This window comes from Falsiroseomonas sp., from assembly GCF_051860665.1.
In the GTDB taxonomy this organism is placed as follows: domain Bacteria; phylum Pseudomonadota; class Alphaproteobacteria; order Acetobacterales; family Acetobacteraceae; genus Falsiroseomonas.
Genome location: NZ_JBHYDM010000008.1, coordinates 105,789 through 129,491, shown reverse-complemented (window position 1 = coordinate 129,491; position 23,703 = coordinate 105,789). Strand labels below are relative to the sequence as shown.

General features: G+C 70.7%; 29 protein-coding genes. 27 read left to right on the top strand and 2 right to left on the bottom strand.

What is annotated here, in order from left to right:
* The first annotated feature begins 9 nt into the window (after nucleotides 1–9).
* The 26 genes from ACTIF1_RS11055 (at nucleotide 10) to ACTIF1_RS10930 (ending at nucleotide 21,284) form a co-directional block, all read left to right on the top strand.
* Nucleotides 10–1,371 (top strand): phage minor head protein, encoded by a 1,362-nt coding sequence (locus tag ACTIF1_RS11055; RefSeq protein ID WP_439596469.1) that lies wholly within the window; start codon nucleotides 10–12, stop codon nucleotides 1,369–1,371.
* Nucleotides 1,368–1,565, top strand: coding sequence for a hypothetical protein (locus ACTIF1_RS11050; protein WP_439596468.1), 198 nt, complete (start codon nucleotides 1,368–1,370; stop codon nucleotides 1,563–1,565). Before ACTIF1_RS11055 ends, ACTIF1_RS11050 begins: the two co-directional genes overlap by 4 nt.
* A complete protein-coding gene (locus ACTIF1_RS11045) occupies nucleotides 1,562–2,101 on the top strand; it encodes a phage virion morphogenesis protein (protein WP_439596467.1) in 540 nt (179 codons plus the stop codon). The genes ACTIF1_RS11050 and ACTIF1_RS11045 overlap by 4 nt, the downstream gene beginning before the upstream one ends.
* Nucleotides 2,102–2,267: 166 nt before the next feature.
* Nucleotides 2,268–3,323: a phage protease gene (locus ACTIF1_RS11040; protein ID WP_439596466.1), complete on the top strand. Its 1,056-nt coding sequence runs from the start codon at nucleotides 2,268–2,270 to the stop codon at nucleotides 3,321–3,323.
* Between the two features lies 1 nt (nucleotide 3,324).
* Complete coding sequence (locus tag ACTIF1_RS11035; protein WP_439596465.1) at nucleotides 3,325–3,711, top strand: hypothetical protein; 387 nt, start codon at nucleotides 3,325–3,327, stop codon at nucleotides 3,709–3,711.
* Nucleotides 3,712–3,723: 12 nt separating this feature from the next.
* Nucleotides 3,724–4,617 carry a Mu-like prophage major head subunit gpT family protein gene (locus tag ACTIF1_RS11030; RefSeq protein WP_439596464.1) on the top strand — a complete coding sequence of 298 codons (894 nt, stop codon included), beginning with the start codon at nucleotides 3,724–3,726 and terminating at the stop codon, nucleotides 4,615–4,617.
* Nucleotides 4,605–5,096, top strand: a complete 492-nt coding sequence (locus ACTIF1_RS11025; protein WP_439596463.1) for an HI1506-related protein — start codon at nucleotides 4,605–4,607, stop codon at nucleotides 5,094–5,096. The genes ACTIF1_RS11030 and ACTIF1_RS11025 overlap by 13 nt, the downstream gene beginning before the upstream one ends.
* A 6-nt stretch (nucleotides 5,097–5,102) precedes the next feature.
* Nucleotides 5,103–5,540, top strand: coding sequence for a phage protein Gp36 family protein (locus ACTIF1_RS11020; protein WP_439596462.1), 438 nt, complete (start codon nucleotides 5,103–5,105; stop codon nucleotides 5,538–5,540).
* Entirely contained in the window at nucleotides 5,537–6,127 is a 591-nt protein-coding gene (locus ACTIF1_RS11015) for a hypothetical protein (protein ID WP_439596461.1), read from the top strand. The genes ACTIF1_RS11020 and ACTIF1_RS11015 overlap by 4 nt, the downstream gene beginning before the upstream one ends.
* Nucleotides 6,124–6,309 carry a DUF2635 domain-containing protein gene (locus ACTIF1_RS11010; protein ID WP_439596460.1) on the top strand — a complete coding sequence of 62 codons (186 nt, stop codon included), beginning with the start codon at nucleotides 6,124–6,126 and terminating at the stop codon, nucleotides 6,307–6,309. The genes ACTIF1_RS11015 and ACTIF1_RS11010 overlap by 4 nt, the downstream gene beginning before the upstream one ends.
* 7 nt (nucleotides 6,310–6,316) lie before the next feature.
* Nucleotides 6,317–7,789, top strand: coding sequence for a hypothetical protein (locus tag ACTIF1_RS11005; RefSeq protein ID WP_439596459.1), 1,473 nt, complete (start codon nucleotides 6,317–6,319; stop codon nucleotides 7,787–7,789).
* Between the two features lie 12 nt (nucleotides 7,790–7,801).
* The gene (locus ACTIF1_RS11000; protein WP_439596458.1) at nucleotides 7,802–8,170 is read left to right on the top strand and encodes a phage tail tube protein; all 369 of its coding nucleotides are present in this window, start codon (nucleotides 7,802–7,804) and stop codon (nucleotides 8,168–8,170) included.
* Nucleotides 8,163–8,618 (top strand): hypothetical protein, encoded by a 456-nt coding sequence (locus ACTIF1_RS10995; protein ID WP_439596457.1) that lies wholly within the window; start codon nucleotides 8,163–8,165, stop codon nucleotides 8,616–8,618. The genes ACTIF1_RS11000 and ACTIF1_RS10995 overlap by 8 nt, the downstream gene beginning before the upstream one ends.
* A 127-nt stretch (nucleotides 8,619–8,745) precedes the next feature.
* Nucleotides 8,746–10,524, top strand: coding sequence for a phage tail tape measure protein (locus ACTIF1_RS10990; protein WP_439596456.1), 1,779 nt, complete (start codon nucleotides 8,746–8,748; stop codon nucleotides 10,522–10,524).
* Nucleotides 10,524–11,798, top strand: a complete 1,275-nt coding sequence (locus ACTIF1_RS10985; RefSeq protein WP_439596455.1) for a DNA circularization N-terminal domain-containing protein — start codon at nucleotides 10,524–10,526, stop codon at nucleotides 11,796–11,798. Before ACTIF1_RS10990 ends, ACTIF1_RS10985 begins: the two co-directional genes overlap by 1 nt.
* Nucleotides 11,795–13,012 (top strand): phage baseplate assembly protein, encoded by a 1,218-nt coding sequence (locus tag ACTIF1_RS10980; protein ID WP_439596454.1) that lies wholly within the window; start codon nucleotides 11,795–11,797, stop codon nucleotides 13,010–13,012. The genes ACTIF1_RS10985 and ACTIF1_RS10980 overlap by 4 nt, the downstream gene beginning before the upstream one ends.
* Nucleotides 13,009–13,545, top strand: a complete 537-nt coding sequence (locus tag ACTIF1_RS10975; protein WP_439596453.1) for a phage baseplate assembly protein domain-containing protein — start codon at nucleotides 13,009–13,011, stop codon at nucleotides 13,543–13,545. Before ACTIF1_RS10980 ends, ACTIF1_RS10975 begins: the two co-directional genes overlap by 4 nt.
* Nucleotides 13,546–13,624: 79 nt before the next feature.
* Nucleotides 13,625–14,065, top strand: a complete 441-nt coding sequence (locus ACTIF1_RS10970; protein ID WP_439596452.1) for a phage GP46 family protein — start codon at nucleotides 13,625–13,627, stop codon at nucleotides 14,063–14,065.
* The gene (locus ACTIF1_RS10965; RefSeq protein WP_439596451.1) at nucleotides 14,062–15,126 is read left to right on the top strand and encodes a baseplate J/gp47 family protein; all 1,065 of its coding nucleotides are present in this window, start codon (nucleotides 14,062–14,064) and stop codon (nucleotides 15,124–15,126) included. Before ACTIF1_RS10970 ends, ACTIF1_RS10965 begins: the two co-directional genes overlap by 4 nt.
* Entirely contained in the window at nucleotides 15,123–15,719 is a 597-nt protein-coding gene (locus ACTIF1_RS10960; RefSeq protein ID WP_439596450.1) for a YmfQ family protein, read from the top strand. The genes ACTIF1_RS10965 and ACTIF1_RS10960 overlap by 4 nt, the downstream gene beginning before the upstream one ends.
* A complete protein-coding gene (locus ACTIF1_RS10955; protein ID WP_439596449.1) occupies nucleotides 15,719–16,357 on the top strand; it encodes a hypothetical protein in 639 nt (212 codons plus the stop codon). Before ACTIF1_RS10960 ends, ACTIF1_RS10955 begins: the two co-directional genes overlap by 1 nt.
* Nucleotides 16,358–16,367: 10 nt before the next feature.
* On the top strand, nucleotides 16,368–16,814 hold the full coding sequence (locus ACTIF1_RS10950; RefSeq protein ID WP_439596448.1) for a hypothetical protein: 447 nt from the start codon (nucleotides 16,368–16,370) through the stop codon (nucleotides 16,812–16,814).
* Nucleotides 16,811–18,673: a hypothetical protein gene (locus ACTIF1_RS10945; protein WP_439596447.1), complete on the top strand. Its 1,863-nt coding sequence runs from the start codon at nucleotides 16,811–16,813 to the stop codon at nucleotides 18,671–18,673. Before ACTIF1_RS10950 ends, ACTIF1_RS10945 begins: the two co-directional genes overlap by 4 nt.
* The gene (locus ACTIF1_RS10940) at nucleotides 18,673–19,878 is read left to right on the top strand and encodes an RCC1 domain-containing protein (protein WP_439596446.1); all 1,206 of its coding nucleotides are present in this window, start codon (nucleotides 18,673–18,675) and stop codon (nucleotides 19,876–19,878) included. The genes ACTIF1_RS10945 and ACTIF1_RS10940 overlap by 1 nt, the downstream gene beginning before the upstream one ends.
* A gap of 160 nt (nucleotides 19,879–20,038) precedes the next feature.
* Nucleotides 20,039–20,854 (top strand): DNA adenine methylase, encoded by an 816-nt coding sequence (locus ACTIF1_RS10935; RefSeq protein WP_439596445.1) that lies wholly within the window; start codon nucleotides 20,039–20,041, stop codon nucleotides 20,852–20,854.
* 163 nt (nucleotides 20,855–21,017) lie between these two features.
* Nucleotides 21,018–21,284: a hypothetical protein gene (locus ACTIF1_RS10930; protein ID WP_439596444.1), complete on the top strand. Its 267-nt coding sequence runs from the start codon at nucleotides 21,018–21,020 to the stop codon at nucleotides 21,282–21,284.
* Nucleotides 21,285–21,290: 6 nt separating this feature from the next.
* Here the strand turns inward: ACTIF1_RS10930 and ACTIF1_RS10925 are convergent, their stop codons facing one another.
* Complete coding sequence (locus ACTIF1_RS10925; protein WP_439596443.1) at nucleotides 21,291–22,256, bottom strand: Bug family tripartite tricarboxylate transporter substrate binding protein; 966 nt, start codon at nucleotides 22,254–22,256, stop codon at nucleotides 21,291–21,293.
* Between the two features lie 107 nt (nucleotides 22,257–22,363).
* Between ACTIF1_RS10925 and ACTIF1_RS10920 the strand changes: the two genes are divergently transcribed.
* The gene (locus tag ACTIF1_RS10920) at nucleotides 22,364–23,308 is read left to right on the top strand and encodes an isocitrate lyase/PEP mutase family protein (protein ID WP_439596442.1); all 945 of its coding nucleotides are present in this window, start codon (nucleotides 22,364–22,366) and stop codon (nucleotides 23,306–23,308) included.
* An 83-nt stretch (nucleotides 23,309–23,391) separates the two neighbouring features.
* Here ACTIF1_RS10920 and ACTIF1_RS10915 read toward each other — a convergent pair whose 3' ends face one another.
* Nucleotides 23,392–23,703, bottom strand: coding sequence for a chorismate mutase (locus tag ACTIF1_RS10915; protein ID WP_439596441.1), 312 nt, complete (start codon nucleotides 23,701–23,703; stop codon nucleotides 23,392–23,394).

Here is a 23,703-nt window from a genome sequence, read left to right as displayed (position 1 = left end):
CGAATGGCCGTGTCGCGGGAAACTCTCGCCGCCATCAACCTGCCACCGGCGGAGGCCATCCGCTTTCTGGCGGGCAAGGCGAACGTCACCACGCAGCATTGGACCGATGTCTGGCGCGATGGCCATAGCCGGGCCTTCATGGTCGCGGGCGCGGCGACGCAGGCGCTGGTGCAGGATTTCCGGGATGCCGTGGCGAAGGCCTTGGAACAGGGCACGACGCTGGCAGAATTCCGGCGCGACTTCGACGGCATCGTCGGCCGCCACGGCTGGGTCCACAACGGCACCGCCGCCTGGCGATCCCGGCTGATCTACGACGTCAATCTTTCCATGGCCTATGGCGCCGGCCGCTGGGCGCAGCAGACCAACCCGGATGTGCTGGCTGCCTTCCCCTACCTGCAATACGTCCACAGCGGCGCGGTGCATCCGCGGAAGCAGCACAAGGCCTGGGATGGGCTGGTGCTGCGGGCGGATGACGGGTTCTGGGCCACCCATTACCCGCCGAACGGCTGGCGCTGCGGCTGCCGCGCCCGCTCCCGCTCCGCCCGCGACTTGGCGCGCATGGGTAAGGCGGCGCCGGACGCCGCACCCAGGATCGAAACCCGCAGCTGGACCAACCCCCGCACCGGCGTCACCAGCCAGGTGCCGGAGGGTATCGACCCGGGCTTCGACTACAATCCAGGCCAGGCCTTCGCCGGCGGACGTCTGCCGGAGATCCCGGGCACGGCGACGCTGCAGGTGCCCGATGGCTGGATGCCGCCGCCGCCGCCGCTCCCTGCTGCCACGGCGGTCGCGCCGCCCCCGTCAGTATCGGTCGCGCCGGTCGCGCCGATGCCAAGCGTCGCCATCGCCCGGGCAAGCGAACGGCTGCGGGAGGAGTTCGCGCCCTGGGGCAGTGGCCTGACCGCAGGCGAGGCCGCAGCCCTCGACGCCTACAAGGGCGTGGCAGGACGGGCGATGAATGCCGCGCTGCGCGGGGAGATCGACGCGGAGGCGGTGCCGCCCGGGATGATCGCGGAGCTTAGCGAGGCGCTGGGTCGAGCCGTCATGCCGCGCCGTGTCGTCGCCTATCGAGGGGGCGGCGATGCCGATGCGGCGCTGCTGGCGGGCAAGCGGCCAGGCGATACCGTCCAGTTCCCGTGGTTCCTGTCATCGTCGATCGACGCGGCCGTGGCGCGCAGCTTTGCCCAGCAGGGTGGCGGTCCGAGCATCGAGCTGCGCCTTTCGGCCGGGCTGCGCGGGGTTGCCTACGTGCATCCCTTCCCGCGCTATCGCTACCGCCAGTTTGAATTCCTTGCTTCGCCCGGCCTGCTGTGGCGCATTGTCCGCCGCACGCCTTCCCGGATTGTGCTGGAGCCTGTCGAGAGGTCATGAGCGCGTCGCAAACCCAGCTTGATCGTGAGCAGATGCTGCGGCAGCTGGCCGCGCATGCCGAGCTGCCTGCGGCTTGGCTTGCCACGCGCACGGACGAGCAGCTCCGCCAGCTACATCACCAGGTGCAGGCGCAGCTCGCCGCCTATGCGGCCATGGGCTTCGTGGATGAGGCGCAGGACCAGCCGACCCCGTGACCGGCGTCACCCTCTCCGTCGAGATCCGGGATGCCCAGATCGCCGGCGCCGTTGCCCAGCTCCGCTTCGCCTTCAGCCGGCCGGAGGAGCTGACCCAGCCGATCGGCATCCGCCTGCGCGACAATGCGCAGGACCGCTTCAAGCTGGAACGCGCGCCGGATGGCACGCCATGGGCGCCGCTGAACCCGCTCTACGCCGAGATCAAGGAAGGGCCTGGCATCCTGCGCGGCCGGGACTGGAACCGCAGCGGGTTGAACAACAGCCTGGTGCACCAGGCGGCGGGCTGGGACGTGGCGATCGGCAGCAACAAGATCTACGCGGCCGTCCACCAGTTCGGCGCGGTCATCAAGCCACGCCGCGCTGGCATGCTGACGCTGCGCACGCCCAGCGGCGCGATCTGGGGGGTGGCCAAGGAAGTCACCATTCCGGCCCGGCCCTATCTCGGCCTTTCGGATGAGGATCGCCGCGACGTTCTGGACATTGTCGAGGATCGCTTCGGTCTGGCGATGCGCCCCCGCTCCGCATCACCCGATTAAGAGCGAATAAGAGCGGCTAAGAGGCGTTCTGGCCGCCTCTGCCGGGATCGGTCCCCACCGGCTTCGACAGCCCGCACAGCGCCGCCGTGGCGCCTTCCCCGAAAAGACCCTCACCGCCCCACTCGCGGGGCGTAAATCGGGGGGATGCCGCCCGCGATGATGCGGCATGCTCACCGCCATCCTCCATTCCGCATTGCCCTACTCCGGTGGCGCCGCCGCCGGCCAAGGCGCCGCGCCGGTCTGGGTCCAGCTGGTGCCGGCGGGCACCTTCCGGGGTGGTGACGGCCGCGGCCCCTATACGCTGACCGACCCCGCCGCGGTGATCGCGGAAAGCATGGCCCGCGGCCCGCTGCCCTTCGACGAGAACCACGCCACCGACCTCGCCATGACCACCGGCATTCCGTCCCCGGCCCGGGGCTGGATCGTCGCCATGGAGGCGCGGGAAGATGGCATCTGGGGTCGCGTCGAATGGACGCCCGAGGGGCAGGCGCTGCTCGCCTCCCGCGCCTATCGCGGCATCAGCCCGGTCATCGCCGTGACGAAGACGGGCGGCCAGATCATGCGCGTGCTGCGGGCCGCGCTGACCAACACGCCGAACCTGCCCCAGCTCGCCACCCTGCATACCCAGACCCCGAAGGAGACACAGGTGGACCTCACGGCCCTCCGCCGCGCACTCGGCCTTGCCGAGGATGCGGACGACGCGGCGATCCTCGCCGCAGCCCAGGCGGCCCAGACGGCCGTCGCCGCCCATGGCCAGCAGATGGCGACGCTCGCCACCGCCGCCGGCCTCGGCGCGGGCGCCCCGCCCACCGCCATCGTCACCGCGCTGCAGACGCGCCTGGCGGCCGGCGATCCCGGCAAGATGGCGCAGGACCTGGTGGCGCTGCAGACGCAGCTCGCCACCCTGCAGCAGTCCAATGCCCGCGTGGCGGCCGAGGCGACGGTGGACGGTGCGATCCGCGCCGGCAAGCCGATCCCGGCCTCGCTCCGCGACCACTACATCACCCGCCATATGGCGGACCCGGTCGCCGTGGCGAAGGAGCTGGACGGGCTGCCCAGCCTGCATGCCGGCGGCCTGACCGGCCGCACGCCGCCCGCCACCGGCAAGGGCACCGAGGGCCTGGGCGCCGAGGACAAGCAGGTCATCGCCCTGCTCGGCATCTCCCCGGAGGCCTTCGTCAAAGCGCGCGCCGCCGAGGGCGTCATGGTGGGGAGCGCCTGACATGCCACTGACCGGACCCCGCAACACCCAGGAGCTGAACGCCGCCAGGCGCTTCCGCTTCACCGTCGCCGCCAGCGTGCGCATCTTCCCCGGCGCGCTGGCCATGCTGAATGCCAGCGGCCTTCTGACGCCCGGCGCCGTGGCGACCGGCCAGACCGCCGCCGGCCGCGCGCTGACCGACAGCAATGATGGCCCGGTCACCGTCGAGCGCGGTGTCTTCAAGTGGAAGAACAGCGCCAGCGCCGATGCGATCACCGCCGCGGACTGGGGCAAGCAGGTCTTCATCGTCGATGACGAGACGGTGGCCAAGACCAATGGCAGCAGCACCCGCAGCGCCGCCGGCATCTGCCGCGGCGTGGACGCCGATGGCGTCTGGGTCGAGACCTGAAGGAGCGCCGGCATGATCATCAATTCGGGCAATCTTCGCTCGCTCTACACGGGCTTCTCAGCCGCCTTTCAGGTCGGCCTCACCGGCGCGCCGTCGCAGTGGCGGCGGATCGCCATGGAGGTACCGTCCACCACCAAGGCGAACGACTATGGCTGGCTGAAGGACCTGCCGAAGATCCGGGAATGGATCGGCGAGCGCGTCCTGCACAACCTGGAGACCGGCGACTATCGCCTGGTCAACAAGCCCTGGGAGCTGACCATCGGTGTCGACAAGGACGACATCGAGGATGACAACCTCGGCCTCTACACGCCGATGTTCCAGCAGATCGGCCAGAACACGGCCGAGTTCCCGGACGAGCTGGTCTTCGAGGTCGCCGCCAACGCCTTCTCCGCGCTCTGCTATGACGGGCAGTACTTCTTCGACACGGATCACCCGGTGGTCGACGAGAACGGCGTGACCCAGTCGGTCAGCAACAGCGGCGGCGGGTCCGGCGCGCCCTGGATGCTGCTGGACACCAGCCGGCCGATGAAGCCGTTCATCTTCCAGAACCGGCGCGCCTTCGACTTCGTGCGGATGGATGCCGCGACGGACGAGGCCGTGTTCAGCCACAAGAAGCTGCGCTACGGCGTCGATGGTCGCATGGTCGGCGGCTACGGCCTCTGGCAGCTGGGCTACGGGTCGAAGCAGACGCTGAACGCCGCCAGCTACGCCGCCGCCCGCGCCGCGATGATGGGCATGCGCGGCGATCGTGGCCGGAAGCTGAACCTGCGGCCGAACCTGCTGGTGGTCCCGCCGAGCCTGGAGACGGCCGGCCGCGAGGTGCTGCTGCGCGAGCGCGACGCCGCCGGTGCCACCAACATTTGGCAGAACACCGCCGAGCTGATGGTGACGCCGTGGCTGGCGTGATCCGCATCCGAGCGGTCCGTGAAGGGCATCGCCGCGCCGGCATGGCGCACAGCCGGACCGCGGTGGATCACCCGGCCGGGACCTTCAACGCCGCGCAGCTGGAGATGCTGCGCGCGGACCCGCAGCTGGTGGTGGAGGAACTGGCGCCCGCGCCGGCGCCGGCGGCACCCACGAACAGCGCGTTGCCGGCGAACGGGGTGGATGCCCCGGCGTCGAGCCAGGGCGAGGCCCTGACGGAGGCGGCCGTGACGGCCGACCAGACGGACGCGAACGCCGGCGACCAAATGGTCGCCGGCACCCATGCCGAGGGGGAAGGCGCGCCGGGATCGGCCGCCGCGGTGCCGGCCACCGACCCCAATCAGGGGGCGCAGCCGCAGGCTGACGCCGCCGGCGGTGATGCGCCACCGGCAGACCCGGCGGAGGGAGCGGCTGGCGCTCCCGCCGCTTCCTCGCGCGCCCGCCCCCGCGGCAAGGCCTGACGCGCCATGCCCTATGCCAGCGTCGAGGACATGATCGCCCGGTTCGGGGAGGTGGAGATGATCCGCCTCTCCGCGCCCGCCGGCCAGCTCGACGAGATGGTGGTGCGGTCTTCCGTCGAGCTGGCGCTGGTCGAGGCCTCCGCGCTGATCGACAGCTACATCCGCCGCCGCTACCCGGTGCCGGTCGCCGCCCCCGTACCTGCCGAGATCGTCCGCGCCTGCCGCATCCTCGCCCGCTACGACCTGTCGCGCGCCGAGCAGAAGACCACCGGCAGCGACCTGGTGACGGATCGCGATCAGGTCATCGCCTGGCTCAAGATGATCGCCGAGGGCAAGCTGGACCTGCCGATCGCCGTGGCGCCCGCCACCGGCACCGGCGGGCTGGATGCGCGGGTGTCCGATCGCGAGCCCACCTTCATCGCCGGCGGGGGGCTGAACTGGTGAACCTGTACCAGTCGCTGACCCAGGCCGGCCCGCTCTTCGCCATGTTCGCCGGGATCGAGGCGCGCCTGCAGGCCGCATTCCCGCCGCGCGAATTCGAGCACGCCGTGATGCCGCCGCGCCTGTCGCCCTCGGCATGGGCCAAGCTGGTGCGCCGCATGCCCTTCGTCGGGCTGGGCTTCGTGGGCGCGACACCCTCCGCCGCCTCCGGCCGGCGCTTCGATGCCGGCGCGGACTGGACGCTGGTGATGGTCAACCAGAACAGCAGGGGCCATCGCGAAAGGCTGCTGGGCGACAGCCTCGGCATCGCCCAGCTTGGCATGGCGCAGGTCGCGGCCGCCGCGCTGCATGGCCTGACCATCCCGGCGGTCGGCACCGTCTCGGTCACCAGCCTCGGCAATCTATGGGTCGAGGGGTGGGAAGCCGAAGGCGCGAACGTCACCGGCCTCAACCTGCGCTGCGGCTTCAGCCTGGTGCCCGCGGGCGACGGAACGCTCGATGACTTCCTGCGCCACGCCGCCGACTGGCGCATCGCCGAAGGCGAAGCAACGCAGCAATCCGACCTGATCACCGTGAGGGACGAGGCATGACGCAGATGGTTCGGGTGGCGCCTGTCGAAGGCCGGCGGGTGCGCCGCCCCGATACGGGCGCCGTGATCGAAGTTCCCGTGGAGCTGCCGCGCGACGCCTTCGTGCTGCGCCGCCTCGCCGACGGCGACCTGGCGCTGGCCGAGACGACGCCCACCCCCGCCACCCCGCCGGCCAAGAAGTGAGGGCAGCATGAGCCAGACCGTCTCCTTCGAGCAGATCCCCGCCGACTGGCGCTCCCCGGGCAGCTATGTGGAAGTGCGGCCGGCCACGCGCCGCGCCGGCCTCAGCAGCTATGCCGCCCGCGTCCTGCTGATCGGGCAGATGCTGACCGGCACCGCCACGGCGGGCAGCCTGCAGCGCATCACCCGCCGAGACCAGGCGGCGGCCTACTTCGGCGCGGGTAGCGCGATCGCCCAGATGATCGAGGCCTTCATCGACGCCAATGCGACGACGGAGCTGCATGCGATCGGCCTGGCTGCCCCGGGCGGCGCCACCGCCGCGGAAGGGGGTATCGCCTTCGCGGGCAGTACGAGCGCGGCCGGCACCCTGGCCGTTTACGTGGCGGGGCAGCGCGTGGCCGCCACCATCCCCGCCGGCACCGGCGCCGCCGCCGCGGCCGGCCTGCTGCAGGCGGCGGTTGTCGCCAACACCACGCTGCCGGTCACCGCCACCGTCAGCAGCAGCACCGCCGAAATCACCGCGCGCCAGGCCGGGCTGCTGGGCAATGCGATCGACCTTCGGCTGAATTACCGGCCGGACGACGCCACGCCGCCGGGCCTCACCGCCACCGTCACGGCGCTGAGCGGCGGCGCCGGTCAGCCCGATCTGGCGGCCACCCTCGCCAGCATCGCGGCGGAGGACTTCACCGATATCGCCATCGCCTGGTCGGACAGCACCAGCCTCGCGGCCCTGACGGCCGAGCTGACGCGGCGCTTCCAGGCCATGGTGGCGCTGGATGCGCATGGCTATGTCGGGCTGCGCGGCACGCATGGCGCGCTGCTGACCGCCGGTTCCGCCCAGAACAGCCAGCACCTGTCGCCGATCGGCGCCTTCGCCAGCCCGACGCCGCCCTGGATCTGGGCGGCCAGCCTCGCCGGCCGCGCCAGCTTCCACCTGGCCAACGACCCCGCCAGGCAGCTCGCCAGCATCACCCTGCCCGGCGTGCTGCCTCCGGCCCCGGTCGCCCGCTTCATCGAGGTCGAGCAGGACCAGCTGCTGCGGGACGGCAACTCCACCTGGAACGCGCTGCCCGATGGCACCGTGGCGCTGTCCCGCGTCATCACCGCCTACCAGGTCTCCACGCTCGGCGTGGCGGACACGGCCTGGCTGGACATCATGACGCCGAAGGTGCTGAGCCGGATCCGCTTCGACTGGAATGCCCATGTCCGCCTGACCTATCCGCGCCACAAGCTGGCGGACGACGGCAGCCCGGCGGCCGAATTCGGTGATGCGGTGGTGACGCCCCGCATCATGCACGGCGTCTGGGGCAATCGCTGCAAGCTGTATGAGCGGCTGGGCTGGATCGAGGGCGCCAAGGAGACGGTCGAGGCCAGCGTCTTCACGCGCGACGCCAGCGACAAGAACCGCCTGAACGCGGTCCTGCGGCTGAGGATCATGGGCAATCTGATGGTCTTGGCCAGCGTGCTGGAATTCGAAGCGTAAGGGAGCCGCACCATGGCGCAGACGGTTGGCATCATCGACGCCTACTGGCGGGATCGGAAGATCGCCGCGGAGAAGGGCAGCAAGTTCAAGATGGGCGGGCTGAAGAACAACGCGGTCGTGCTCGGCCGGCAGGTGCACCGGTCGCAGGAGATGGAGGCGAGTGAGATCACCGTCGTCACCTCGCTGCTGCGCGGCCAGCGCCTGACCGACCTCTATGGCGACGGCAGCGAGGGCGAACTGCAGATCCTGCTCGACACCGGCCAGACCTACATCTTCCCGGATGCCTTCCTGACCAATCGGCCGGAGGTGACGGGCGGCGAGGGCGGCAAGGTCGAGCTGGTCTGGATGGCGGGCGAAGGGGAGGAACTGCTGAATGGCTGACATCGAGCCGACGGGCCGCGTCGTGGTGGATATCACCGAGGACGTTCACGCGCCGCAGACCCAGGCTCCCGCGTCCGCCGCCGGGGCCGTGCCGGTGCTGGACGACGATCCGGATGCGATCCCGGCGCGGGCCGAGGTGCTGCCGGATGGCACCGTGCGCCTGCCGCTGCTGTTCCCGGTGACGCTGCGCTACCGCCAGACGCATCGCGACGCGGTGCGGGAGGAGCCGGTGGATGCCCTGACCTTCCACCGGCTGAACGGCGCCGACCTGCGCGCCGTGGCCGCCGCCACGCCCGAGGCGCAGACCATGGTCGCCCTGGCCCGTAGCGCGCGCATCCCGGAGCGGCGCTTCGGCCTGATGTTCGACCAGATGGACGCCGCCGACATTGGCGACGCCCAGCGCTGCGTCGCCGGTTTTTTGGGGAATGGCCGGAAGACTGGCCGCTGATCCTGGCCGCCCTCGGCGGTCACTATCACTGGTCGCGCGCCGAGCTGGAACGCCTCACCTGGCCTGACGCCGCCTGGTGGCATGAGGCGGCGCGGCGGCTTCAGGACAGGCAGCGGGAGAATAGCTGATGGCCGCGGATCGCAACCTGGTCGCCAGTTTCACCTTGCGCCTGCGGGATCTGGTCAGCCCGGGCCTGGGCGTATTGCAGCGCCGCCTGCAGGGTATCCGCGACCTGGCGCGGCGCATCGGGCCCATCGGCACGCTGGTCGCCGGCATCAGCTTCGCCGCGCCGATCGCCAGCGCGGCGGAATTCGACCAGCGGCTGCGCGACATTGCCGTCACCGCCGGTCAGGCCGGAGTGGGCGCCCAGGCGATGATCGACCGCATGCGCGCGGAGTTCGGTGCTCTGGCGCTGGAGACGGGCCAGCGCTCCCGTGACGTGGCGGATGGAGCGGGCACGCTGATTGCCGCGGGCATGGAGCCCGCGCTGATCAACCGGCTGCTGCCCACAATTTCCCGCGTCGCGACGGCTGCGAACGCCGCGATCAACGACATCTCGAACACGGCTTTCACCCTCAGCAATACCTTGGGCATCGTGCCTGAGCAGATGGAGAATTCGCTGGCGGCGCTTGTCGTGGCCGGAAAGGCCGGTCAGGTCGAGCTGCGCGCCATGGCGCAGTACATCCCGCAGCTCGCATCCCGGTTTGCGGCATTCGGCGTGACAGGGCGCACGGCGGTCAACAGCCTGGGCGCGGCGTTGCAGATTTCCCGCCTCACCGCCGGGAACGAGGCGGAGGCGGCGAACAACACCCGCAACTTCTTTGCAGCGATCGCCTCGCCTGAGGTGATCAAGAATTTCCGCGAGCTTGGGGTCGACCTGGACCGATTGATCCGTCGTGCGCAGGAGGCCGGGGTCAATCCGATGGAAGCCGTGGTGGCCAAGGTGCGGCAGATGTTCCCTGCCGGGAACGCCTTGGACATCACCCGGCTGTTCGGGGACGAGCAGGCGCGCAGCTTCGTCCTGGCGATGGTGCAGAACTGGGGGCGCTATCTGGAAATCCGCAACGAAGTAGCCCGGGCCGATGGCACCGTCATCAGCACGGATGCCGCTACTCAGATGGAGGGGCTGAACCGGCAGCTGACGCGCTTCAACGAGCTGACCGGGCAATTCGGCGATCGCGTCGGCGGTGCTTTCGGCCAGGTGCAGGTCGCCATGATCCCGGCGCTGGAAGCTGGGCGCGTCAAGCTGCTGGAGATCGATCAGCGTTTCCCGGGACTGATCGACGGCGTCCTCAAGTTTACGGGCGCCGCCATCGTGCTGACGGCCGTCCTTGGCGCCCTTGGCGTCGTCGCCCCTGCCATCGCGGCCGGCTTCGCCCTGATCACTGGACCAATCGGCCTGGCTGCCGCCGCCATCGTGGCGGCCGGCGTGCTGATCTACACGCAATGGGATCGTATCAGCGCGGCTTGGCAGCGGGGCTGGGCCGAGGGCGGACAGTTTGCCGAGATGGCCCGCATCATCCGCGCCGCCTGGTCCGGCCTCGGCACCTTCTTCAGCGGCTTGATCGAGGGGATCGGTGCCGCCTTCCAGTGGCTGCTCCGGCAGATCCAGCCTGTGCTGGATGTCGCACGCGCTGTTTTCGGCAGCGGCAGCGGCGACGGCCCGGGGGTTGGGGCTGCCACTTCGCCCGAAGCGCAGGCCGTTCGGCGCCAGGCAATGGGCGGCCGAGGCGCCGCTGGCGGCTTCTATGAGGACGGGCGCCCGCTGGCGCTTTCGCAGCAGCTGCAGGGCGAGATCGTGGTGCGCGCCACCCCGGGCACGGAGGTGGAGCGCAGCACCAGCAGCAATCGCGATCTGCCCATCACCGCAGCGACCGACCGCGGCCCCATGCTGGCGCTGCCCTGATGTCTGGGAGCCTGACCAATCCCGGCAGCCTGGCCGCGCTGATCGACGGGCTGTTCACCAGCAGCTTCCGCGGCGTGGAATTCCACATCGTCGATGCGCGGCAGGAGGCCGGTCGCCGGGTCCTGACCTTCCTGTTCCCAGGCCTCGACACGGTGGTGCACGAGGATCTGGGCGCCAGCCCCACGCGCATCAGCATCACCGGGCTGATCGTCGGCGAGGACTATGTGCGCCGGGCGGAGCGGTTGGACGCCGCCTTCCGCAAGCCCGGTGTCGCGACCCTCGGCCATCCCTGGCTGGGGGACATCGAGGTGGTGCTGGTCGAGCCGGCGCAAATCCGCTTCAGCGAGAAGGAGCTGCGCGTCGCCCGGATCGACGCCACCTTCGTTCGGGCGCCCCAGCCACTCCGCATCCTCGACACGCTGGGCCAGCTTCTGGCTGCGATCGACGATGTGCGTGACCAGGCGCGCAGCCTCTTGCGCCGGGTCCTTGCCCCGGTCCGGCTCGCGCTCGGCGTCGTCTCCAGTGTCACCGCCTTCGTCGGCGGCGCGGCCACCGCCTGGCGTGGCGCGGTCACCGGCATCCGGGGCGGCGCCACGCTGCGCAACGCCATCGACGCGCCGGTCACGGCACTGTCCGGCTTCGCCCTGAACACCGCCAGCAATGACGCCGGCGCCGAGCTGGCCAGCGCCAGCCAGGCCGTGCCGGACGCGGCCATGGCGGCAGCCACTGCGCCAGCAACGCCTGCCATTGGCCCGGGCCTCGCGGCGGTCACAACGGTGACGGCAGAGGCGCGGCAGGCCGCGGAGCTGGCGCTGGCCGCCGCCGCGACCATGCCGGCCGCCGGCGCGCTCAGCGCCGCGGCGACCGCGCAAGCGCTGGCCGCCGCCTGCCAGCTCACCATCGACATCGCCTTCGAAAGCCGCGGCGCGGCCCGGGCCTGGCGCGGCGGGCTGGATGCTGCCCTTGCCACCGCGATTGCCGATGGCGCGCGGCTGGCTGCGACGGAACCGGAGGGCGCGGCCCTGCTGCTGGCCAGCCTGCATGAACTGCGGCGGACCATCGTCGCCGATCTGGACGATCGCATCGGACGGTTGCCGGAGGTGATCCACGTCACCGTGCCGGCCGGCGGAACCGGTGCCTGGCTGGTGGCGCAGCATCTGGGCGGCGACGATCCCGCCCGTGTCGCCGCGCTGCATCGCGACCTGGTTGTTCGCAACCGGCTTCAGCACCCCGCCATCATCGCCGGCGACACCCGACTGGAGGCCCTGCCATGACCACCCGACGCATCGCCCTGGTGGTGGATGGCCAGACGCTGGATCTTTGGACGGACGTCGAGGTGACGCGGGATCTGGGCGACATTGCCGGTGGCTTCCTGGTGGAGCTGTACGATGCGGCCCGCATCCGCGCGGCCATCGCTGGCCCGGCGGCCACGGATATCGGCCGCCGGGTCGATCCCGGGGCGCAGGTGGAGATCCGGATCGATGGGGAGGCCGTGCTGCGCGGCTATATCGACGAGATCAAGCTGACGGTGCGGCCGGAGGAGATGCGGGTGGCCATCGCTGGCCGCGATGCGACCGGTGACCTGGTCGATGGCGCGGCCAGCGTCGATGGCCCTTTCGAATTCCGCGGCCTGACCCTGACCGAGATCGTCAGCCGGATCTGCGCGCCCTTCGGCATCGCCGTTCGGGCCGAGGCCCCGGTCGGCGAGGCCTTCCCGATCTTCTCGCTGGATGCGGCGGAGCGGGCCATGGAGGCGATCGAGCGTGCCTGTCGCCAGCGTGCGGTGCTGGCCCTGTCGGACGGGGTCGGCGGGCTGGTGCTGACCCAGGCCGGCAAGAGCCGGGCGCCGGAGCGCCTGAGCCTGCCAGGCAATATCCACGCCGCCGTGGTGAACCGCAGCTGGGCGGGGCGCCATGACCAGTATGTGGTCAAGGGGCAAAGCCGGCCGCAGAGGACTGGCGGGCCTGCCCTGGACAGCACCTTGCCGCCTGTCGAACCCGGCGCGCCGCCGCCGCTGCCGCGCCCGCCGCAGCGACAGGAACGCGCCACCATCGTCATGACGGGCCGGGCACGCGATGCGGAGATCACGCGGCATCGTCCCCGCGTCGTGCTGGCAAAGAGCCAGTCCGGCGGTGCCAGTGTGCAGACCCAGGCCGAGTGGATGCTGCGCGTGGCCCGCGGCAAGGCGGACAAGCTGACCTACACCATGCTGGATTGGCGTGCCGGGCCGGACCGCAGGCTCTGGCGGCCCAATGAGCTGGCGCTGCTGGACGATCCCTTCGCCGGCATCCTCGGCGAGATGTTGGTGTGCGCCGTCGCCTATCGCTACAGCGAGCGAGAGGGCAGCACCACGCTGCTGACCCTCTGCGGTCCCGAGGCCCTGGACATGGAGCCGGAGGGCGATCGCAGGGCGGCACGTCGCCGCCGCCGGACCACGGCGCGCCGGCTCGACAGCAGCCTGCCCGATGTTCCGGCGCCACCCGCATGAGCGAGCGTGACGTGATGCAGGCCCGCGGCCAGGTGGTGCGCGGCGTCGTGGTTGCCATCCGTGACGATGGGCAGGCGCAAACCGTGGATGTGGAGACCCATGAGGGCATTCTGAGAGCGGCCGTAGAGGTGCTTCAGCCCTTCGGTGACGCGTCCCGCGCGCCGCTGGGGCCTGGCACCATGGTCCTGCTGCTGGCGGTGGGCGGCGACCAGGGGGACATGGTGGCCCTGCCGGTGGCGATGCCCAGCCTGCGCTTTGGGGGCCTTCAGCCGGGCGAAAAGGTCATCTACGACGCCGATGGCAACCGTGTTCATCTCCGCGCCGGCGGCATCGTCGAGGTGCACGCCGCCACCAAGATCAGGCTGGTCGCGCCTCTGGTGGAGATCGAGGCGGCCACGGTGACCATCTCCGGCAACCTGGACGTCGCGGGCCAGGTCTCCGACGCCGACGGGTCGATGCAGGAGATGCGCGACCGCTACAATGGCCACGGCCACCCCGGCACCAGCGGGCCACCGACCCCGGCGATGGACTGACGCCCGACCCCGGGCGATGCACTGACGCCCCGTCTATGGGGCGTGCCGCGCGGCCCCCGCGCGCGCGACCCTCGGCGCCATGGCCGACCTCGCCCTGCGCTTCGATCCCAGCCGGCGCGCCTTCGATCTGGTGATCGAGGGCCGCGACCTGGCGCGCGATGCGACGCTGGCGCCCAGCATGATCCTGGCCATCGGCTGCGACCGTCGCGCTTTGCCGGATGACGTGCTGCCCGCCGCCCCGGCCGAGGCCGGTTTCGGCGATCGCCGGGGCTGGTGCGGCGACGCCCTGGATGCCGCCGGCCGCCGCCTCGGTTCCCGCCTTTGGCTGCTGCGCCGCGCCAAGCAGAGCGAGGACACGCGCGGCCGGGCGGAGCGCTACGCGCAGGAAGCTCTGGCGCCGCTGGTCGAGCGTGGCGCCTCCGTCTCCGTCGCCGCCGCCTGGTTGCGCCGCGACGTGCTCTCCCTGACCTGCCGCGCCGGCTCGGCCGAGCTGGTGCTGAATGTGAGCGTGAGCGGATGACCTATCCGCTGCCCACGCCAGACCAGATCGCCGAGCGCCTGGCGGTCGGTCTGATCAGCCAGTTTCCGGAGGCGGAGATCGATCCGCGGGCGCCGGATACCGTGCTGGGGGTTCTGGCCCGCACATGGGGCATGACGCTGTTCGACGCGCATCTGTTTCTGCGCTGGCTGGCTGACCAGCTGATGGCGGACACGGCCACCGAATGGCTGCCTCGGCTGGCCGATATCTGGGGCATCTACCGCACCGCCGCCCAGGCCGCGACGGGTCCCGGCACCGCCGCCGGCGTGACCGGCACGCCGCTACCCGCCGGTCTTTCCCTGCGGGCGCCCGGCGGCGCGCTGTTCGTCACGCTGGCGACGGCGGCCATCGGGGGCGACGGCACCGCCACCGTTCAGATCCAGGCAACCACGCCCGGCGCCGGCGGCAATCTCGGCGCGGGGACTGTATTGACGCTGGTGTCCCCCGTCCTCGACCTGAACCCGCAATCGGTCACCGTCGCCGCGCCCGGCCTCAGCGGCGGCGCAGATGAGGAGGATCTGGAAGCTCTGCGCGCGCGGGTTCTGGCCCGCATCCGCCAACCCAGCATGGGTGGCGCGACATCCGACTATGAAGACTGGGCGAGGGCCGCGCTTGCCGGTGTCGCGCAGGTCGCCGTTCTGCCCGGCGCGACCGGGCCAGGCACTGTGAGCATCGTCATCGCCATGGACGGTCCCCGCGCCCCCACAACCGGGGAGCTGGCCACCATCTCGGCTCATGTCGAGCCGCGCCGGCCGGTGACCGCGGCGGTCAGCGTGCTGCCTGTCAGCTTGTCCCCGGTGGCCTTCAGCATCCGCATCACGCCGGACACCCTGGCGGTGCGGAATGCGGTGACGGCCGCGCTGGACGGGCTCTTCGCGCGGGAGGCGGCGATCGGCGGCACCCTTGAGAGATCCCGGCTGAGCGAGGCGATCAGCAGCGCGAATGGCGAATACAGCCATGAGATGACCCTGCCGGCCGCGGATGTCACCGCGACCGCCAGCCAGCTGCGCACGCGCGGCACCATCACCTGGCTTGCGCCATGACGCCCCGCCGCCTGGTCCATGCCTGGCAAGACCTGCTGGCGCTGCTGCCGCCGGGCTGGCTGGCGCGCGACACCGACAGCGTCATGGGACGGGTGCTGCGCGCCCCGGCCGTGGAACTGGTGCGGCTGGAAACCTCGGCCCTAAGCCTGCTGACCCAGTCAGATCCCCGGGTGGCGACCGACCTGCTTGGCGATTTCGAGCGGGTGCTGGGTCCCGATCCCTGCGACCCGGCCGGACCTACCACCGTGCCGGAGCGCCAGCGGGTGGCGCATCAGCGCTGGACCCAGGCTGGCAGCCCCACCATCGCCTTCTTCATCGCCCTGGCGGCCAGCCGGGGCGTAGCGATCACGATCGAGGAGCGCCGCCCGTTCAAGGCGGGCGCATCCAAGGCGGGACACCCGCTGGCGCCGCGGACCTGCCGCTTCTTCTGGCTGATCCGGCTTCCGTCGACGCGCGTGATCCGCTTCCGCGCCGGCGCCAGCAAGGCCGGTCACTCCCTCGGATCGATCGAGGCGGTGGGGGTCGAGTGTCCGATCCGCCGCTTCGCCCCCGCCCACACCACCCCCGTCTTTGCCTATGAAGGATCGCCCTGATGCAGCGGATCACCGGCGCCACGGCCGTCGATATCGGCGGCGGCAAGCTCGGCTTCGTCGACGAAAATCTGGGTGCCGGAATTGAAGGTACCGATGTCTCGGCCGCCTTCCTGAATGGCGTGCAGGAGGAAATCCTGCACGTCATCGAGGCCGCGGGCTTGTCGCCGGCGGCGGGCAACCAGCTGCTGAGCGCGATCAGTGCCATGTTCGGCGGGCGCGGCGCCCTACTGTCGCTCGCGGCGGACGCGGTGATCCCGAACGCGGTGGAAACCGCCGTCCCCTGGCCCGCACCAATCTATGACGATGTCGGCTTGTGGTCGGCCGCACAGCCAACCCGCATCACCATCCCGGCCGGCGTTTCGCGCATCCGGGTTGCGACGCAGGTCACCTGGAACAACACGGCCACGGGCGATCGCAAGATGCGCGTGCTGCGGGGCACGACGGACGAGGGGAACGGCCTGCCAGCCCAACGCCTACCTTCGGCCGGCGCCGATGACGTCACGATCCTGAATGCGGTTGGCGGCATCGTTCCGGTCACGCCGGGCGAATACCTGCGGTTGATGGTGTTTCATGACCATGGGTTCCCCCTGAACCTCCGGCAGAGAAACACCTTCCTGCATGTCGAGGCGCTGCGGTGAGCGCGCCCTGATGACCGGAACGCGCCCCCTCCGCATCGAGCTGCGCTTCGCACCCCAGGCCTGGCCGCGCTCGCCAGTGCTGCTGGAGGGGCAGGGCGCGCGGCTGCACGCCCGGGCGCTGGACGAGCATGGCACCGTGGTCACGCCGCCCGCGGAGATGGCCATCACCTGGCGGCTGCGGCGGCCTGGTGTGCCGCCCGTGCAGATCTCGGATGCCCCGCGCTACCCGACTGAATTCGGCTTCGCCTCGCTGCTGCTGACGAATGACGAGCCCGGCGACTGGCAGGCGGAGCTGGCCATCACCAGCGCGCCGCCGGCCGTGGCCGAGATGCGCTGGCAGGTTCAGGCGCGGCGGATCGCGATCGCGCCCCCCTCCTTCATCGACGCGCTCCTCACCAGCGGCCTCCTGCCGCTGCTGACCAGCGATGGCGACATCCTGCAGGTGACCCAAACATGAGCGATGCACCTCCCCGGGACGGTAGAACGATCGATGGGCTGCCCGCAGCCGAGACGCTGGATGTCGAGGATCGCCTGGTTGTGCAGCAGGGCGAGTTGGGCGCCTCGACCACCCGGCGTGGCCGGCTGGGCGACCTGCTGGACTTCCTCGCCGGCGGCGGGCCGCATACCCACGCGATCGGCGAGGTTACCGGCCTGCAGGCGGCGCTGGACGGCAAGGCGCCAACCGCCCACGCTCACGCCATCTCCAGCGTCACGGGCTTGCAGGGCGCGCTGGACGGCAAGGCGGGGACAGGCCTCGCCTCCGCCTCCGGCCTCACCGTCTCCGCTTCCGGTACCTTGCTCGGCCGCGCCACCGCCGGTGGCGGTGCGGTGCAGGAGCTGGTGCTCGGCTCGGGCTTCTCGCTGGCCGGCAACACGCTGAGCGTCGAAGGCGGCGGGAGCGGTGGCCCCTTTGCGATCAGCGACGTCACCGGGTTGCAGGCGGCGCTCGATGCCAGGGCAGCCACCAGCCATGGTCACGCCATCGGGGACGTCTCCGGGTTGCTGGCTGCCTTGAACGGAAAGGCGGAGGCGAGCCACACGCAGGCGATCGCCACCGTCACCGGGTTGCAGGCCGCCTTGGATGGCAAGGCCGAGGCCAGCCACACGCATGCCCTCTCCGCCGTCACCGGCTTGCAGGCGGCCCTTGATGGCAAGGCCGAAGCCAGCCACACGCATGCCTTCTCCGCCGTCACCGGCCTGCAGGCCGCCTTGGATGGCAAGGCAGAAGCTAGCCACACCCAGGCCATCTCCACCGTCACGGGCTTGCAGGGCGCGCTGGATGGCAAGGCGGCGACCGGCCTCGTCTCCGGCTCCGGCCTCACCCTCAGCGCCTCGGGTCGATTGCTCGGCCGTGCCACCGCCGGCGGCGGCGCCGTGCAGGAACTGGTGCTCGGCACCAACCTCTCTCTCGACGGCAACACGCTGAATGCCGCCGGCGGCGGGGGTGGCGGTGGCCCCGTCGCGATCACCGACGTCACGGGCTTGCAGGCCGTGCTGGATGGGAAGTCCCCGACCAGCCACGCCCATGCCATCAGCGATGTGACCAACCTTCAGACCACGCTGGACGGTAAGGCAGCGGCCAGCCACGGCCATGCCATCGGAGACGTCTCCGGCTTGCAGACGGCGCTGGATGGCAAGGCCGCGGCCAGCCACACGCAGGCCATCTCCACCGTCACGGGCCTGCAGACCGCGCTGGACGCCAAGGCCGCCACCGGCCACGGCCACGCAATCGCCGACGTCTCCGGCCTGCAGGCCGCGTTGGATGGCAAGGCGGCGACGAGCCACACCCAGGCCATCTCCACCGTCACCGGCCTTCAGGCGGCGCTGGACGCCAAAGCGGCGACAGGTCTCGCCACCGGCTCCGGCCTGACCGCCAACGGTCAGCGCCTGCTCGGCCGCGGCGCCAGCAGCGCCGGCGCGGTGCAGGAGGTGCAGATCGGCAACGGGCTGTCCCTGTCCACCGGCGGCACCCTCTCCGCCGGCGGGCTGACATCGCTGGACAAGGGCACGGGCGCAGCCGCCAGCACCCAGACCTTCGACGCCAGCGCGGCCGGGCACCAGCGCCTGCAGGTGGGTGGCGCGCTGAGCGTCGCCTTCACCAACTGGCCGGCCGGCTTTGGCGAGCTGCTGATCGAGCTGGTCAATGGCGGGCTGCACATCGTCACCTGGCCGACGATCAAGTGGCTGAAGCCGGATGGCAGCTACACGAACGTCTTCGGCAGCACCGGCATCGTGCTGAACAACGCCGACACCGACTGGATCCTGATCTGGACCGGGAATGGCGGCACCACCCTGTTCGGCAAGGTGATGCGCTGATGCTGCTGCGCCGCGCCTTCTTCGGGGGCATCGAGCCCGACATCAATTGGTATGTCGGCGGCCAGAATTCCTGGGGCGAGACCGCTGCCGGGGGCACGGGCGCCGACCAGTATTTCAACGCCTTCCAGCTGCCCCTGGCACCCTGGAACACGCCGCAGAAGTGGACCCAGTTCGCGCTCTACGCCCGCCACATGATGGCGCTTCGCGCGGACGGGACGATCTGGTCCGCCGGCGACAACTCCTTCGGCCAGCTCGGCCAGGGCGACACCACCTTGCGCCGCGCTCTGACCCAGATCGGCACCGCGACGCACTGGCGCAAAGTCGGCGTCGGTTCGGAGTTCTCGGCCGCCCTCGACCGCGACGGCAATATCTGGACCTTCGGCCGCAACGACATCGCCGCGCAGCTCAATGACGGCACCGCCGCCGGTACGCGAACCGCGCCCTACAACACGGCTCTCACAGCCGCTCCCTACCGTAGCCAGGCCATCCGCTTCATCGATATGTGGGTCGGCCATCGGTGGGTGGCCGGCCTCGATAACCAGGGTGACCTGTGGACCTGGGGGAACAACGGCTCGATGCAGCTCGGCCGCGGCAGCCCGGAAGAGAATGGCGGCATCACCAATCAGGGTTACACGCAGGACCGCTACTGCAAGAAGGTCAGCCCCGCCGGGCCTTGGCGCTATGCGAGCGTCGGCGCTTATAACGGCGCCGGCTTCCACGAGGACGGCCAGGTCTGGATGTGGGGCCTTTTCGGCTCCGGCCAGCGCGGACCGGGCGTCAGCAGCCAGCTGCCGGCGATCGTCGCGCCCAATGCCCCCGGCACCTTCTGGGTCAACATCTTCTGCGGCGAGTACTCCACCTTCCTCCTTCGGAACGACGGCACGCTCTGGGCCTGCGGCCAGAACACCTCCGGCGAGCTGGGCATCGGCACCACCAGCAACACCTCGACCTTGACGCAGGTCGTGGGCACCGATGGCGGGCTGACCATTACCGAGTGGCGCTGGGTGCATTGCGCGCTCAACCACACCCTCGCCGTCGCCCAGGACGGAACCCTGTGGGGGTGGGGGAGCAATCAATCGAAGAAGCTCGGCCGCGCCGACCTGGCTGGCGCCAGCTACAGCACCCCGAAGCTGATCAGCGCCGCCACCGCGTGGCGCAGTGCCTACGCCGCGGAATACAGCTCCATTGCCGTCCGCGTGCCGTGAGGCCGGTCGGCCGCGACGGCTGACCAACGCAAGCCATTCCCCCGCCAAGCGCAGGGGTTGGGGTGTGTCACCACCCCAAACCGCGTGCCACCAGCACGCACGGCTCTCACCGCCCCGCACCGCTGGCCAGCGGCGGGGCCAAGAAAGCATGCCAAGACCGATGGAGTCCCAGACCGATTTTACGCCGACTGACCCAGTGGTGCCGGTGGCGCCCTATCTGGGCGGCAAGCGCCGCCTGGCCGGCCAGGTGATCGAGCGCCTGCGGGCCGTGCCCCACCAAACCTATGTCGAGCCATTCGTCGGCATGGGCGGCGTGTTCCTGCGCCGGCCGTGGCGGGTGCGGGCCGAGGTGATCAACGACGTCAGCCGCGACGTCGCGACCCTCTTCCGGGTGCTGCAACGCCACTACGTGCCCCTGATGGACATGCTCCGCTGGCAGGTCACCAGCCGGGCCGAATTCGAGCGCCTGAAGGCCGCCGCGCCGGACACCCTGACCGATATGGAGCGGGCAGCCCGCTTCCTCTACCTCCAGCGCACCGCCTTCGGCGGCAAGGTGGATGGGCGAAACTTCGGCGTCTCCCCATCCGCGCCCGGCCGCTTTGACGTGACGAAGCTGGCCGGCATCCTGGAGGCGGTGCACGAGCGTCTGGCCGGGGTGGTGATCGAGTGCCTGGGATGGGAGGAGCTGCTGCGCCGCTACGACCGCCCGGCGACCCTATTCTATCTGGACCCGCCCTACTGGGGGAACGAGGGGGACTATGGCCCTGGCGTCTTCGACCGAGGGGACTTCGAGCGCCTGGCCGAGGCGTTGGCCAGGCTGCAGGGTCGCTTCCTGATGTCCCTGAACGACACGCCCGGGGTCCGCAAGACCTTCGCCCACTTCGCGATCCAGCGGGTCGAGGTCTCCTACTCCATCGCCGGCGCCGCCGGCAGCGGGCGCGGCAAGGTCGGGGAGGTGCTGATCACGCCCAGATGAGGCCAACGAAGTCGCCCCGACGCACGGGCCGGACCGGGCGCCGGGGCGGCCGCACGATGGCCGGGACAGTCCCTGAGATCACTACCGGTGTGGTCTTAGGGGTGTCTTAAGGGTTCCAATATGTTGTGGCAGAGTTTCCAGAAGCTTTTGGCGCGCTACAGAGGTGGTGGGCCTCGGCTCCCCCTATATCGCCTTCCAGGACCCGGCGCAGATGGCGGAGCTGGTGCGGGCCATGCAGGCGGAGGGCGCGCAGATCGCCAATTCCCACACCACCGGGCTGCGTGGCGTGGGCATCAAGGCGATCGGGGAGCGGGAGCTGGCCTTCAAGCGGGAGATGGACCCGCACAACCTGCTGAACCCGGGGCAGATGGAGACGGAGAGCGCCTCCGCCCTGCCCACGGCCGGATGGCGCTTCCGCAAGGCGGGGTGAGGCGCCTCAGTCCAGCTTCACGCCCGCCGTCTGCACCACCTGGCGCCATTTCGCCGTCTCGCTGGCGATGAAGGCGGCGAAGTCGCGGCGATTGAGGAAGGTCGGCGTGAAGGCCTGCTCGGCCAGCCGCGCCTGGAAATCGGGCTGCTCCAGCACTTTTTGCACCTCCGCCTCGATCCGTGCCGCCTGGGCATCCGGCAGGCCCTTGGGGCCGAGCAGGCTGATCCAGCCCACGGATTCGTAGCCCTCCACCCCCTGCTCGTGGATCGTCGGCACATCGGGGAAGAAGGGCGAGCGGGTGCGAGAGGTGACGCCGATGGCGCGCACGCGACCGTCCCGCACCATCGCCGTCAGCGCCGAGAGCGTATCCGACAGGAAGGGCACCTGCCCCGCCACAAGGTCCGTGATGGCGGGGCCGGAACCGCGATAGGGCACATGGGTCAGCTGCGTGCCGGTCATGGCCGCGAACATCTCGACATTCAGGTGCTGCGTCGTGCCATTGCCGGAGGAGGCATAGAAGATGCCGCCCGGATTCGCCTTGGCGCGGGCGATCAGCTCCGGGATGGTCCGCACCGGGAAATCGACGTTCACCACGAAAAGCTGCGGCACGCTGGCGATCAGGCAGATCGGCGTCAGGTCCCGCAGCGGGTCATAGGGCAGCGTGGGGTAGAGGCTGGGGGCGATGGTGGTGGGGCCGCTGCCGCCCATGACGATGGTCAGCCCATCCGGCGCCGCCTTGGCCGCATAATCCATGCCCAGCGTGCCGCCGGCGCCGGGGCGGTTTTCCACCACCACGGGCTGGCCCAGCGGGCCGGTCAGGCGCTCCGCCAGCATGCGCATCAGCAGGTCGGAACCCTGGCCGGGCGGGAAGGGCATGATGATCCGCAAGGGGCGGCCCTGGGCCGCGGCGGGGGCGATGGGGGCGGCGGCGATGGCGAGACTGGCGATCAGATCTCGGCGGGACAGGCGCATGGGGGGTTTGGTCCGAAGGCGTTGCATGGCACTAGCATGGGATAACCCGGCGCCAGGGGGAAGCTTCGCGCAGAGCCCCCCGGCGCCGCTGATGGAGGTTGCCGCCCATGCCTGATGCCGTTTCTGCTCCCTCCGGCCCCGTTCTGCCCATCGGCTTGGCAGATGCGCCCGGCCGCAACCGCCGGTTGCGCCAGCTGCTGGCCGGGCCGGAGCTGTTCCTGGCCCCCGGCGCCTTCGACTGCGTGACCGCCCGCCTGGTCGATGCCTCCGGCTTCCAGGCGCTGTACATCACCGGCGCCGGCATCTCGATGAGCGCCCTCGGCGCGCCGGATGTGGCCGCGCTGTCCTTCGGCGAGATCATCGACCGCATCCGCCGCATCTGCGACGTCGTTTCCATCCCCGTCATCGCCGATGGCGATACCGGCTATGGCGGCCCGCTGAACGTCATCCGCACGGTGCGGGAATACGAGCGCGCCGGGGTTTCCGCCATCCAGATCGAGGACCAGGAATGGCCGAAGAAGTGCGGCCATGAGCCCGGCCGCAAGCTGGTCTCCACCACCGACATGCAGATGCGCATCCGCGCCGCGGTCGAGGCCCGGCGGGACCCGGACTTCGTGGTGATCGCCCGCACCGATGCCCGCGCCGGCGAGGGCCTGGCCGCCGCGATCGGCCGCGCCCGGGCATACCGGGAGGCCGGGGCCGATGTGATCTTCGTCGAAAGCCCGCAATCCGAGGCGGAGCTGGCGGATGTCGGCCGCGCCTTCCCGGATGTGCCGCTGCTGGCGAATATGGTGGAGGGCGGCAAGACGCCGATCCTGCCAGCGGAGCGGCTGCAGGCGCTCGGCTTCCGCCTGGCGATCTACCCGAATGCCATGACCCGGCTGATCGCCAAGGCGGGGATGGAGATGCTGGCCTCGCTGAAGGAGACCGGCTCGACCAATGCGGTGGCCGGCAGCATGTACAGCCACGGCAAGCTCTGGGAGCTGTTCGACAACGCCACCTGGCGGGCGCTGGAGGATCGCTACCTGCGGGTGGAGACGCCGGCGAAGTAGAACCCTGCAAAGCCCTCCCCCCGCTTGGGGGGGAGGGTTGGGTGGGGGGCGTGCAGACTGCCGACGCGCTACCGGCAAGTCGCTCACCCCTTCTCGGCGATGATCCGGTGCTGGCGGACGACCTCCGCCATCACCCGGCGGATGAACTCCTCGGCAAAATCCTCATCGAGGCCGGCGCGGGCGGCGGTCTCCCGCAGGCGGGCGACCTTCGCCTCCTCCCGCGCCACGTCCACCGCCTCCAGCCGGTGCCGGGCCTTGAGCTGGCCCACTTCCCGCGTCACCCGGAAACGTTCCGCCAGCATGGCGATCAGGGCCGTGTCGATATTGTCCAGGCTGCTGCGCAGTCGCCAGAGGTCCTCCGGGGCGGCCGGCTTGGCCGCGGTGTCGTTGGGCAT